Here is a 12,988-nt window from a genome sequence, read left to right on the forward strand (position 1 = left end):
TTCGAAGAGGCGGCAGGCACAGGGGCAAGCTTGGGGGCCGTATGGCAAAGGACACACCACCGCGCCGGGACCGCAAGATGCAGCAGCGGCTCGCGCGGGGAGAGGCCGCTGCGCTCGGGGAGCTGTACGACAGGTTCGCCGCGCTCGTGCACAGCCTCGCCCACCGGGTGCTCGACGACGACGCGGCGGCCGACCAGGTCACCCGCGAGGTCTTCGGCTACATCTGGGAGAACCCCGACGCGTACGACCCCAAGCAGGGCTCCATGCGCTCCTGGGTGGCCAGGCTCACCAACAGCCAGGCCGTGTACCGGCTGCGCCAGACCGAGGCCGCCGCGCTCGCCCTGGGCGGCGAGGGCACCACGGAGGAGCTGGAGCAGAAAGTGCGCAGGGCGGCGGTCGCCGCCCGCGCCGACTACATCGTGACCTCGATGCCCGCGCCCCTGCGGGCCGCGCTGGAGCTCGCGTACTTCCAGCGCAGGGACTACCGCCAGACCGCCGCCGACCTCGGCGTCACCGAGGACGAGGCCAGGCGCCGGCTGCGGCTGGGGCTCCAGCTGCTGTCCACCGCCAATACGCGCCCGCTGGAGGGCTCCTCCCCGCCCGGATACGGACGTTCCCTGTGAGCGGGCCGCTGGACGGCGGCCGGGGCGACGACGGCCACGACGGCCACGACGAGGTACGGGGCGTGCCGCGCATACCTGGACCGCGCTCGGCGGCGGACGATCTGAATCCGGCCGCGCACCGGGGCCCGGCCCCGGGCTCGGTCCCGATTCCGCCGCCGCCCGCGAAGGCCGACGAACCCGCGGCCAGTGCCGAGGTCTATCGGGAGACGCCGTCCCACAGTGTGCTGAAGTCGCTGCTCGGCGCCTGGGCGCTGTCCGCCTGCTCCACCGAGGAGACCGCGGCCGTCGAGGCACACCTCGGCGACTGCGCGCCCTGTGCGGAAGAGGCCCTGCGGCTGCGCGACGCCGTCGCCCTGCTGCACACCGACCGTGATCTGGACCTCGACCCGCTGCTGCGCTTCCGGGTGCTGGAGAACTGCCTGGGCCGCAGGCCCGCCCGTATCCCGGTGCCCACCTGGGCGAATCCGTACGACGCCGAGTCAGCGCGGCTCGACGCACTGCTGCGGGACATCGGCGACGCGGAGTGGCATGCGCCGGTACGTCTCAAGTGGTTCGAGGGCGAACGGCAGGTGAGCCGCAGAACGACCGTCGCCGGCGTCATGGGGCATCTGATGAGCGTCGACGGGCTGGTCGCAAGCGCGCTCGGGCTGGACGATCCCCTCGGGCCGGACGCGCCGAGCGCGCCCACGGAACGCACGGAGGCGTTCTGGCGGACGGCGGACCTGCCGCCGACCCGCACGATCCGCGAGCCGTGGCGCGACCAGAGCCACACACTGATCCGTACGGTCTCCTTCGCGGGCCGCGGAGTCGCCGAACTGTCCGTTTCGTACGGCGACTTCGCCCTTCCGCTGCGGGACTCCATGCTGGACCGCGCCTTCGAGTGCTGGATGCACGCGGGCGACATCGCGAATGCGGTGGACTATCCGTACGAGCCGCCGAGCGGATCGCATCTGCACCGGATGATCGACCTGGCGGCCAGACTGCTGCCCGCCGCGCTCGCGGACCGCAGGCGCGCGGGCCTCGCCGGACCCGCCAGACATCTCGTCCAGGCGGGCGCGCCTGGACGGTCACTGCATCTGGAGGTCGAGGGCTCGGGCGGCGGGAACTGGTACATCGCCCTGGACTCACCGGCCGCGGTCGGCTCGGCGGACCGGTCGGTGGCTCAAGTGGCGCTGGACGGCGTGGAGTTCTGCCGTCTGGTGGCGGGCCATGTCTCACCGGAGGAGGCAGCGGCGGGCCAGGACGGGGACCGGGAGGCGATCCGGGACGTGCTGTTCGCGGCGGCGTCGCTGAGCAGGCTGTAGCCCGGGACCTCTGCGCCCCTGTCTAGCCGAAGACGACGGTGCGGCGGCCGTTCAGCAGGATCCGGTGCTCGGCATGCCACTTCACCGCGCGCGCCAGCGCCCGGCACTCCACATCGCGGCCGACCGCGACCAGCTGCTCGGGGGTGACCTCGTGGCCGACCCGTTCGACCTCCTGCTCGATGATCGGGCCCTCGTCGAGGTCGGCCGTCACATAGTGCGCCGTCGCGCCGATCAGCTTCACGCCCCGGTCGTGCGCCTGGTGGTACGGCTTCGCGCCCTTGAAGCTCGGCAGGAAGGAGTGGTGGATATTGATGATCCGGCCGCTCAGCTGCTTGCACAGATCGTCCGAGATCACCTGCATATAGCGGGCGAGCACCACCAGCTCGACATTCTCGGTGCGCACCAGCTCGAGCACCTGCGCCTCGGCGGCGGCCTTCGTGTCCTTGGTGACCGGAATGTGATGGAAGGGGATGTCGTACGAGGCGACGAGCTCGGCGAAGTCCGTGTGGTTGGAGACGACCGCCGCGATCTCGACCGGCAGCGCGCCGGTCCTGGAGCGGAAGAGCAGGTCGTTCAGGCAGTGCCCGAACTTGCTGACCATCAGGATGATCCGCATCGGCTCGTCGGCGAGGTGGATCTGCCAGTCCATCCGGAAGGCGTCCCCGACGGCGGCGAAGCCGGCCTGGAGCTTCTCCACGGTCACCGGCGCCTCCGCCGAGAAGTGGACCCGCATGAAGAACAGACCCGTGCCCCGGTCCCCGAACTGCTGACTGTCCTCGATGTTGCAGCCGGTGATGAAGAGATAACTCGACACGGCGTGCACGATGCCCTGTCTGTCCGGGCAGGAGAGCGTCAGGACGTACTGGTCGGTCATCCTCGTAGCCTGCCATATCCGCCGGTCCCGGCCGGACCTCGTCCGTCAGGCGGACCCGGACGGACCCAGAGGGACCCAGAGGGACCTGGGCGGGCTCAGGCGGTCCGGGTCATGATGCGCAGAACATCCAGCGAGCGCGGCGGGGTGTCCGGGTCCTCGCCGTCGCTGTCCGCCAGCCGTACGTGTGCCTCGCGGGCGGCCCGTACGGCCTCCGGCCAGCCATGGTGTTCCAGATAGGCGGAGACGGGAGCGTCGGCGCCCACCTGGTGCATGATCCGCAGCACGCGCAGGACGGCGACATCGACGAGGGCGGCCTCGCCCGAGTCGCGGAAGATCGTCCCGACGTATTTCTCCGCGGACCAGTTGTCCAGCCAGGTGTCCTCGACCAGGCGGTACACGGCGTCGGTGACGTCGCCGTACCCCTCGCGGCCGGCCAGCCAGCACTCCTCGTGGAAGACGGGATCGGAAAGCATGTGCAGCGCCGAGCGCACATTGCTGCGCCAGCGCCACCAAGGCATGTCATTGAGCGGCATGCCGCCCATGGTGGAGGAGCGACTGCCGCGACGGGAAGGGTTGACCTGACCTTGCTGCACGACGTCGATCGTACGTTCCCCGCCCCGGCAGCTTCGCCGCCCCCCGTAATTCACTTCTCCGTCACTTCCCGTTGAACAACGGACACTGCTCCGTTACCCGGGAGGCGGAAATCTGCATAACCATGACCGGTTGGCGACGTTCCTCCTCCCCCCGCCCCTCAAGGACCAGTTGGGTTCGCGCCGTATGTATGTCCACGGCTGTCGCGGCGGCCGGAACGTCGCTGGTCACCGGCTGCGGCGTGTTCCCTGGGGGCACGGGGGGCTCCAGGGAGCCCGTCACCGTCATGACGTTCGCCCCGATTGACACCCGTACGACGAACATGCCCGGTATGCCCGCCATGGCGAAGGCCTATGCCCGCTGGGCCAAGGCGAACGGCGGCCTCGACGGCCATGAGCTCCGGGTCATCACCTGCAACGAGGAGAACACCCCCAGCGGAGCGGCCACCTGCGCCCGGCGGGCGGTCAAGGAGGGCGCGGTCGCCGTCGTCGGCTCGTACAGCCAGCACGGCGACGCCTTCATGGCCCCGCTGGAGGCCGCGGGCATCCCCTTCATCGGCGGATACGGCATTTCCGAGGAAGAGTTCAGCAGCTACCTCTCCTACCCCGTCAACGGCGGGCAGGCGGCGCTCCTGGCCGGCAACGGCCAGCAGCTCGCGGACGTCTGCGGCAAGGTCTCGCTGGTACGGCCCAACTCCCTGGCGGGCGACGAACTCCCCGGCCTCCTCAACGCCGGTCTGGCGCAGGGCAACGGGCGCGAGTCCACGGACATCCTGGCAGCGGAGGACGCGACCGACTTCACGGCGCAGGCCAAGCAGGCGCGCAAGAAGGCCGACGGACTGACCGGCTCCGGTACAGCGTCGGGTTCGGAGTCGGAGTCGGACGACCGTCCCGGCTGTGTCACGGCCGCGCTCGGCGACCGCACCGAGACCTTCGTCGACTCCTTCCGGCGACTGCCCGAGGACAACCGGAAGATCCGGATCTCCTCCGTCGTGGGCAGCGTCGGCCAGCCGCTCATCGACCGCACGGGCGGCCGCAACGGTCCGCTGGAGGGCGCGTACATCACCGGCTGGTACCCGGACGCGGCCGATCCGCGCTGGGGAGAGATGCAGAAGGTGATCCGTGCGCACGCCTTCGGCGACAACCTGATCGACTCGGCCGACGCGGGCGTACAGACCACCTGGATCGGGTACACCGTGCTGAAGACGGCCATCAAGTCGCTCAACACGGATGAGATCACGCCGTCGAAGATCGCGCGGGCCCTCGACGACGGGGTGCGGGTGCCGACCGGCGGCCTCACGCCGACGCTGCGCTGGGACTACGACGACATGCTCGGCGCGCCCGGCTTCCCGCGGATCGTCAACCGGGGCGTGACGTTCCAAGTGGTTCGCGACGGACGGCTGGTGGCCCAGAAGCCGGGCTTCGTGGACGTCAGCAAGACGCTGTCGAAGTCCGCGTCCGAAGGCTGACGGAAGCGCCCCCTCGACTCGCGTCAGCTCTCAGATCCGGTCAGCGGGGCCGCCGTCGCGGCCCCGCCCGCTGAACCCCGCGACTACAGCTGCTCGCTGCGGCGCTCCGTGAGCCCGTACGTGCCGGCGATGGTGTTCCACAGCCCGGAGGCTTCCTTCTTGGCCTTGGTGGCCTCACCGCTGGCCCGGTTGGCCAACCCGGTCTGCCCGGTGTTGCGCGCCTTGCCGTCCTTGCAGCCCTTCCTGCCCTTGACCTGCTGCGCCCAGGCCGCGTAGTGGTCGTCGGCCGAGGCGGACGCCTGCCACGCCCTGGTGAGGGAGGCGGTCAGCGCGGCGTGGTCGGGCAGCTTGTCGACGGTCAGGCCCTCGAGCCGGGTCACCAGACCGCGCCGCTGCACGGCGGCGGCCTGCAGATCGGTGGTCGCCTGGTCCAGGTTCTCGCACTGCTTGATGTTCTCCACCGAGCTGATGACGCTGGCGCGGCTGTTGTTGCTGTCGGCGAGGAGCTTGTCGAGCGCCTCGGCCTGCACCTTGCCGGGGTCGGCCGCGGCCTGGGGGGAGTTGCTGGGGGCCTCGGAGCTCGCGGCGACGTTCTTGCCGGTGCCGGGGTCGTCCTTCTTGTCCCCGCTGGTGAACATCACGGCGCTGATGCCTATGCCGAGGACGGCGCAGCCGACGACGACGGCGGCGATGACCGGCACGCGCGAGGACTTGCGCCGACCGTGCTCGGGCTCGGGGGCCTGGGGCTCGTACTGCGGCTGCTGGTACTGCTGTTGCTGCTGATACTGAGGCTGCTGTTGCTGGTACGGGGGCTGCCGACGCGGCTGCCGTTCACCGACCGGGGCCTCGAAGCGGGGCAACTGCGCCGTGGCGTCCACGGGTTGGGCCGCGGGCCCGTCCGTACGGAAGAGGCTGTCGAACTCGGCGGGCGGCTGCCGTTCACCGGGCGCCCCGGGCCGGACCCCGAAGGGCGCGGCACTGGGTGCGGCCGGTACGGGCGCGATGTACTGCGTGGCCTCGACGTCGGGCCCCGAGACGGGGCCGGGCATGGCACCGGGCAGCGGTCCCTGCCCGGCACCGGTCCCGAGGAACTGGGTGGACTCGGCGGGAGTCTCGGGCGGCAGCACCCCGGGCCCGCCGGCCGCGACGGGCGGGATGAACTGGGTGGCGTCGGAGTCACCGAAGCCGGGTACCGCCGGGGGCAGGGCGTGCGGCATGGGCTGAGGGGGCAGGGCGTGCGGAGGCTGTCCCTGCGGGGGCAGAGCCTGGGGCGGCTGTGCGTGCGGGGGCAGGGCATGCGAAGCCGGTCCCTGCGGAGGCATAGGCTGCGCATGCGCGCCGTACCCGGCCTGCGGGGCCTGGCCGTAGCCCGCCTGCCCGGCCTGCGGGGCATCGCCGTAGCCTCCCTGCCCGGCTTGTGAGGCCTCTCCGTACCCGCCCTGCGACACGTCTCCGTAGCCACCCTGCGGGGCCTGGCCGTAGCCCGCCTGCCCGCCCTGCGAGAACTCGCCGTAGCCACCCTGCCCGGCCTGCGGCACCTCGCCGTAGCCCTGAGCATGCTGTCCGTGCTGCCCTGGCTGCTGTACGGGCTGCCCTGGCTGCTGTCCGTACGGCCCCGGCGCCTGCTGCGGTCCCCACGGCTCACCCCAGGGCTGTCCGCCCGCCGGAGCCACCTGTTCGTCGGTGGCGCCCGGTATCCAGGGCTCACTGCCGTCGGCGGGCAGCACGACGCCTTCGTGCGCGGGGCGCACAGCAGGAAACTGCTGCTCGTCGCCCTGACCGCTTTGCGTCACCGGGACTCCTACGTGTGGACCTACGGAACCGTCGGTTCACGCTACCGGGTGGCTCTGCCGCTCCGCACACACGCGTGGGGGCCGTAACAAGATGCGGACCTAAGACGCTGTTGAGGGGCCGCCCAAAGCCCGCAAAAGCCCCACGCCCCCACGCGTTCACACGCTCACGCGCTCACGCCGCCTGGATCTCCAGCCGCGCCCCGAACTCACGGACCGCCGGCTCCTCGGCGTACGGCTCCAGTCGTTGCTGCAGGTCGTCAAGGTACTCCGCGCCCCGGCTCGAGCGCAGCCGCCCCAGCAGCTCCGCCGCGCGCGCGCCCGTGTGACAGGCCTGCTCCACCTCCCGCTGCTGGACCTGTGCCGTGGCCAACAGCACAAGGCCGATCGCCCGCCGCCTGGCCCGCGACTCCGGGTGGCCGTCCAGCGCGTCCGTCGCGTGGTGCGCCGCCGCCTCCGCCTGCCCCAGGTCGCGGTAGCAGTGCGCCAGCTCGTCCGCCAGATACGCGTGGTCGAAGTGGGCGATCCAGGCCGGGTCGTCCCCCGCCGAGGGCTCGGCCCGCTCGAGCGCGGCCAGCGCCTTGCCTGCCACCTCGTGGCAGGTGTGGGCGTCCCCGAGCAGGGCGTGTCCGCGCGCCTCGGCGGCGTAGAACATCGCCTCGGCTCGCGGTGTGACCCGCCCCCGGGCGCCTTCCTGCGCGGCCCGGGCCAGCTGCGCGATCTCCCGCGGGTTCCCCAGCTGCGCGGCCAGATGACTCATGGAGGCGGCCAGCACATACCCGCCGTACCCACGGTCCCCCGCCGCCTGGGCGAGGCGCAGTGCCTGGATGTAGTAGCGCTGGGCGAGCCCCGGCTGGCCGGTGTCGATGGCCATGTACCCGGCGAGCTCGGTCAGCCGCGCGACCGCTGAGAACAGTTCGCGGCCGACGGATTCGCGGTACGAGCCCGAGAGCAGCCCCGAGACCACGCTGTTCAGGTAGTGCACGACGACCGGCCGGACGTGGCCGCTGCCGAAGCGGTGGTCCAGCTCGGTGAGCGCGCTCGTCATCGCCCGTACCGCTTCGACGTCCGAGGTGCCGACCCGCGCCCCCGCCGTACGCGCGACCTGGGTGTCCGCACCCGTGATCAGCCAGTCGCGGCTCGGCTCGACGAGCGCGGAGGCCGCGACCGTGGAGCCGGACAGGAAGTCGCGGCGGCCGACGTCGCTGCGCCACAGCTCGCAGACCTGCTCGATCGCGCCGAGCACGGTCGGCGAGAACTGCAGGCCGACCCCGGAGGCGAGATTCTTGCCGTTCGCCATGCCGATCTCGTCGATCGTGACCGTACGGCCGAGCTTGCGGCCCAGCGCCTCGGCGATGATTCCCGGGGCCCGCCCGCGCGGCTGCTGCCCGCGCAGCCAGCGCGCCACCGACGTCTTGTCGTAGCGCAGGTCCAACCCGCGCTCCGTACCGACCATGTTGACGCGACGGGCGAGTCCGGCGTTGGAACACCCGGCTTCCTGGATGAGCGCCTGCAGCCGTTCGTTCGGCTGACGGGCGACGAGAGGCCTGGCTGCCATGAAAACCCCCTGAGGCCGTGGTGATCCATGGAGTGATCACTGCCCGGCTGATATGCGGAGAATGCAGACTTGGACGGTGTTGGTCGGTTTTTGCCGTACGTAGTGGCATTGGCGCAGCAGCATTGACGCGCATTTCCGAGCGGCATCGACGTCTTCCCGAATCGCGACGCGTCCCCCGTGCGTGACGCCCCCTGCGTGTGGCTACCCGCCCATCGCGGCGCGGCCTCATGCGCGCCCCCGCCCGTGCACCCATGCGCCCCGTGTGCAGGATCGATGCTCCAGGCCCCGCCGCAGGAGGCCCGTAACCCAAGGTGACGGCGGGAGTTGAGTGTGTCGTGGAAGAGACCATCGCAGTCACGGAAGCCGTACACATCCCCCAGCAGCGAGGCGCGCAGCTGCTGGACAATGCCGTGCGGTACGCGGAAGAGCGGCACTGGGACGTGTTCCCCGGCACCTGGCTGGAGGCGGTGCACGGCGAGGAACGGTGCTCGTGCGGCGACGCCGCCTGCGCCTCGCCCGGCGCCCACCCGGCCAGGCCGGACTGGGCGAACCAGGCGACCGGCAGCGGGGTGGCCGCGCGCCGGCTGTGGTCCAAGCAGCCCAAGGCGTCGATCCTGTTGCCGACGGGACGTACCTTCGACGCTCTCGACGTCCCGGAGTCGGCCGGCTTCCTGGCGCTGGCGCGCCTGGAGCGGATGGACCTCCCGCTCGGCCCGGTGACCTGCACCCCCGACCGCCGGATGCTGTTCTTCGTACTGCCCGGAGCTGCGCTCAAGGTCCCCGATCTGGTCCGCACACTGGGCTGGACGCCGAGTGCGATCGATCTGATCGCGCGGGGCGAGGGCCACTGTGTGGCGGCGCCGCCGACCCGGATCGGCGGCCATGGCGCGGTGCAGTGGGCCCGCCGCCCGACCCCCGCGAACCGGTGGCTGCCGGACGCCGACGAGCTGATCAGCCCGCTGGCCTACGCATGCGGTCGGGAAGCGGCCGCAGAGCGCACCCGGCGTGGCTGAGCGGCCTGCATAAGGTGGTCCCGTACAGGCGGGTTTACGGGGACACCGAAGGGCAGGGCACCATGCCGGACCGGGCACTTGGAGCCGACGAGGCGGGCGGAGCGCGAACGGCGCCGCCCGCCGTTCGTGTTGAGGGCTTGTGGAAGCGGTTCGGCGAGCAGATCGCGGTCGCGGGCATCGATCTCACGCTGCCCGCGGGCAAGTTCATCGGCCTGGTCGGCCCGAACGGCGCCGGCAAGACGACAACCCTGTCGATGGCGACCGGCCTGCTGCGCCCGGACCAGGGCCGGGTGGAGGTGGCGGGCCACGACGTGTGGCGCGACCCGGTCGGGGTCAAGTCCCGTATCGGCGTACTGCCCGAGGGGCTGCGCCTCTTCGAGCGTCTCTCGGGCCGCGAGCTCCTCGCGTACAGCGGGCGGCTGCGGGGCCTGCCCGGCGACGAGGTCGACAAGCGGGCCATGCAGCTCCTGGACGTGCTGGACCTGGCGGGTGCGCAGCACAAGCTGGTCGTCGACTACTCGACGGGCATGCGGAAGAAGATCGGGCTGGCGGCGGCGCTCCTGCACAACCCCGAAGTGCTGTTCCTGGACGAGCCGTTCGAGGGTGTCGACCCGGTGTCCGCGCAGACGATCCGCGGGGTGCTCGAGCGGTACACCGAATCGGGCGCGACTGTCGTCTTCTCCAGCCATGTGATGGAGCTGGTGGAGTCGCTGTGCGACTGGGTGGCCGTGATGGCGGCGGGCCGGATCCGCGCGCAGGGGCCGCTGGCGGAGGTACGGGGCGACGCACCGTCGCTGCAGAACGCGTTCCTGGAGCTGGTGGGCGCGAACGGCCGGGACACCGGGGAGTCGCTGGACTGGCTCGGCGGCGGCAGCCGGTGAGCACCGCGAGCACCCTGAACACGGGGACCCTGACCCCCATTTTCGTCCGGCTCAAGCTGTCGCTGCTGCGCAACGGGCTGCGGCAGTCGTCCGGCCGCCGGGCCGCGTACATCGCCTCGATCGTCGTCACGCTGCTCTTCGCGGCGGGCCAGCTCATCGGCCTGATCGCACTGCGCGGCAACGATCACGCGGACTCGGTCGTGGTGCTGCTGACGGCGGTGCTGGCGCTCGGCTGGGCGTTCATGCCGCTGTTCTTCCCCAGCGGCGACGAGACGCTGGATCCGACGCGTCTGGTGATGCTGCCGCTGCACCCGAGGCCGCTGGTCTCGGCGCTGCTGGTGTCCTCGCTGGTGGGCATCGGACCGCTGTTCACGCTCTGCCTGGCGGTGGGTTCGGCGTTCGCGCTCGCCCACGGGGCCTTCGCCGTTGTCGTCTCCGTCGTCGGCGCCACGCTCACCCTGCTGGTGTGCGTGGCGCTGGCGCGGGCGGTCGCGGCGGCCAACATCCGCCTGCTGACCTCCCGCAAGGGCCGCGACCTGGCGGTCCTCAGCGGTCTGGTGATCGCGATCGGCATCCAGGTCGTCAACTTCGGCGCCCAGCGCCTGGGCGACGCGGGCGGCCTCTCGGCGCTCGACCCGGCGGCGCGGATCGCACGGTGGCTGCCGCCGGCGTCGGCGATCGGCGCGATGGACTCGGCGAGCGAGGGCGCGTACGCGACGGCGCTCACCCAACTCGCCCTGGCCGCACTCGCGCTGATCCTCCTGCTCCGCTCCTGGCAGCGCAGTCTGACGAAACTGATGACGTCCCCCGACGGCTCGACGCTGGCGGCGGCGTCCGAGCCGACGCGCAAGGAGTCCGCGACCGGTCTGCACCGGCTGCTGCCCGAGGGCCGTACGAGCACGGTCATGCAGCGCAGCCTGCGCTACGTGTGGCGGGACCCGAAGACCAAGGCGGCGTGGGTGACGGCGCTGGCGATCGGCCTGATCGTGCCGTTGTTCAACGCCCTTCAGGGGACGGGCTCGATCTACTTCGCGTGCTTTGCGGCGGGGATGCTCGGCATCCAGATGTACAACCAGTTCGGCCAGGACACCTCGGCCTTCTGGATGGTGGCGCTGACGATCTCGTCGACGAGGGACGCGTACATCGAACTGCGCGCCCGCGCCCTGGCGTTGCTGGTGATCACCCTCCCGTACACGGCCGTGGTGGTGGCCCTCACCGCGGCCCTGCTGGGCGACTGGCAGGCGCTCCCGGAGGTGCTGGGCCTGTCCTTCGCGCTGCTCGGCGCGATGCTGGCGACGGGGGCGGTGGCCTCGGCCCGCTTCCCCTACTCGATCCCACAGGACAGCGCGTACAAGAACGTCGCCCCGGGGCAGGTCGGGCTCGCCTGGATCTCGATCTTCGGCGGCATGATCTCGGCGGCGGTGCTGTGCGCGCCGGTGATCGCCCTGACGATCTGGCTGCATGCCTCCAACTCCCAGTCGGCGCTGTGGCTGCTGCTGCCGGTGGGAGCTGCGTACGGGACGCTGATCGGGTGGGCGGGGATACGGATGGCGGCGCCGCAGACGGCGAACCGGCTGCCGGAGATCCTGGCGGCGGTCAGCAAGGGGTGAGACGCGGCGTGGCCGTCAGGCGCTTCGCACGTGTGACGTAGCGTTACGGCCATGTCGACACCGCCTCCGAACCCTTACACGCAGCCGCAGTTCCCGCAGCATCCCCAGCAGGGGTACGGGGCTCAGCCCCCGTACCCGCAGCAGGGTTTCGGACAGCAGCCGTACCCGGGACAGCAGCCGTACCCCGGTCCGGGTGGTCCCGGGCACGGCTGGGGCGGGCCGCCGATGCCGCCGCCGAAGAAGGACCACACCGTCCGGAACGTGTTCATCGTGATGGGGTCCATCGCGGGACTGCTGGCGGTCGGCTGGTTCGTGACCAACGTCGTGCGTCCGGCCGGGGAGCGCGGCACAGGTTTCCCGGCGGCCGAGTACCGGCTCAGCGCCCCGGCGACGCTGCTCGACGGAAAGTACAAGCTGGAAGAGGACCTGTCCGACAGCACGCAGGACGACCTGGACGGGATGAGCAAGGCCAACGTCCGCGACGCCAAGGGCACCGTGGCCCGGTACCTGTCGGAGGCGGACGGCGGCGTGCTGATCCTCTCGGGCATGCACGGCCGTATCAAGGACCCCGAGAAGGCCCGCAGCGGCATGCTGAAGGGCGCGGGGGACGCGAAGGGCTCGACGATCGCCGTACCGCCCGCGGACTTCACTCCGGCGGGTTCGGACGTCACCGTGAGCTGCCAGGTGGTGACGTCGGAGCAGGCGGGGGAAACGAACAGCTTCCCCATGTGCGCCTGGGCCGACGGGAACACCAGCGCGGCGGTGGCCATGACCAGCGTCAAGACGGCGAAACAGGACCCGGAGTCCTTCGACCTGAAGGCGGCGGCGGAGGCGACGCTGAAGGTGCGTACGGAGACCCGTCAGCCGATCGGCTGACGGGCGGGTGCCGCACGGCGGGGCAACGTACACCCCTGATCGCTCAGTTCGCGCTGTTCATCGGTGCGCTCAGTGCGCTCGGTTCGCTCGGTTCGCTCGGTTGCGATTAGCACCCGTATACGGTCCTCCTCGCTTGCGGACCGCACCACCACCGCCGCGGCCCCTCACCGAGCGACGCTTTCCAGTCGAAGCGGGCTTTGCACGCTAGGAACCGTCCGGGCATCCGTACAGGTCAGGCGATAGTTTTACCTTGCACCACCGAAGATCGTCCACATGGTGGACGCCAGGCCGCACCCGCCCCGAGCTGCCCGAACGACCATTCGGTCACCCTCGCGCGAACGTACGCGGCTGGAAAGAGGCGATCGAAGTGCACTCACTGTCCGCATACGCAAGACTCCCG

11 protein-coding genes are annotated in these 12,988 nt (G+C 71.2%); 7 read left to right on the plus strand and 4 right to left on the minus strand.

The genetic code is table 11. The annotated features are described in order from the left end of the window. Positions 1-41: 41 nt before the first annotated feature. Together SLUN_RS17355 and SLUN_RS17360 are read left to right on the plus strand one after the other, a co-directional pair. Positions 42-623, plus strand: coding sequence for a sigma-70 family RNA polymerase sigma factor (locus tag SLUN_RS17355; protein ID WP_108149354.1), 582 nt, complete (start codon positions 42-44; stop codon positions 621-623). Further along, a complete protein-coding gene (locus SLUN_RS17360; RefSeq protein ID WP_108149355.1) occupies positions 620-1,927 on the plus strand; it encodes a maleylpyruvate isomerase N-terminal domain-containing protein in 1,308 nt (435 codons plus the stop codon). The genes SLUN_RS17355 and SLUN_RS17360 overlap by 4 nt, the downstream gene beginning before the upstream one ends. 22 nt (positions 1,928-1,949) lie before the next feature. On the opposite strand, the gene purU is transcribed toward SLUN_RS17360, so the two are convergent. Further along, entirely contained in the window at positions 1,950-2,801 is an 852-nt protein-coding gene (gene purU / locus SLUN_RS17365) for a formyltetrahydrofolate deformylase (protein ID WP_108149356.1), read from the minus strand. Between the two features lie 95 nt (positions 2,802-2,896). Then, positions 2,897-3,343, minus strand: a complete 447-nt coding sequence (locus tag SLUN_RS17370; protein ID WP_108149357.1) for an SCO4402 family protein — start codon at positions 3,341-3,343, stop codon at positions 2,897-2,899. A 173-nt stretch (positions 3,344-3,516) separates the two neighbouring features. Between SLUN_RS17370 and SLUN_RS17375 the strand changes: the two genes are divergently transcribed. Next, a complete protein-coding gene (locus SLUN_RS17375; RefSeq protein WP_108149358.1) occupies positions 3,517-4,860 on the plus strand; it encodes an ABC transporter substrate-binding protein in 1,344 nt (447 codons plus the stop codon). Positions 4,861-4,943: 83 nt separating this feature from the next. Here the strand turns inward: SLUN_RS17375 and SLUN_RS17380 are convergent, their stop codons facing one another. Both SLUN_RS17380 and SLUN_RS17395 read right to left on the minus strand, forming a co-directional pair. After that, on the minus strand, positions 4,944-6,653 hold the full coding sequence (locus SLUN_RS17380) for a hypothetical protein (RefSeq protein ID WP_159100277.1): 1,710 nt from the start codon (positions 6,651-6,653) through the stop codon (positions 4,944-4,946). A gap of 172 nt (positions 6,654-6,825) precedes the next feature. Further along, positions 6,826-8,208, minus strand: a complete 1,383-nt coding sequence (locus tag SLUN_RS17395; RefSeq protein ID WP_108149361.1) for an NsdA family TPR-like regulatory protein — start codon at positions 8,206-8,208, stop codon at positions 6,826-6,828. A 335-nt stretch (positions 8,209-8,543) separates the two neighbouring features. On the opposite strand from SLUN_RS17395, the gene SLUN_RS17400 reads away from it, so the two are divergent. From SLUN_RS17400 to SLUN_RS17415, 4 genes are all read left to right on the plus strand, one after another. After that, complete coding sequence (locus SLUN_RS17400; RefSeq protein WP_108149362.1) at positions 8,544-9,221, plus strand: bifunctional DNA primase/polymerase; 678 nt, start codon at positions 8,544-8,546, stop codon at positions 9,219-9,221. A gap of 62 nt (positions 9,222-9,283) precedes the next feature. Then, positions 9,284-10,102, plus strand: a complete 819-nt coding sequence (locus SLUN_RS17405; RefSeq protein WP_108154796.1) for an ABC transporter ATP-binding protein — start codon at positions 9,284-9,286, stop codon at positions 10,100-10,102. Then, a complete protein-coding gene (locus SLUN_RS17410; RefSeq protein ID WP_170146584.1) occupies positions 10,099-11,712 on the plus strand; it encodes a transporter in 1,614 nt (537 codons plus the stop codon). Before SLUN_RS17405 ends, SLUN_RS17410 begins: the two co-directional genes overlap by 4 nt. Before the next feature lie 51 nt (positions 11,713-11,763). Next, positions 11,764-12,588, plus strand: a complete 825-nt coding sequence (locus SLUN_RS17415; protein WP_108149363.1) for a hypothetical protein — start codon at positions 11,764-11,766, stop codon at positions 12,586-12,588. Positions 12,589-12,988 lie beyond the last annotated feature (400 nt).

It is taken from the genome of Streptomyces lunaelactis (assembly GCF_003054555.1).
Classification (GTDB): Bacteria; Actinomycetota; Actinomycetes; order Streptomycetales; family Streptomycetaceae; genus Streptomyces; species Streptomyces lunaelactis.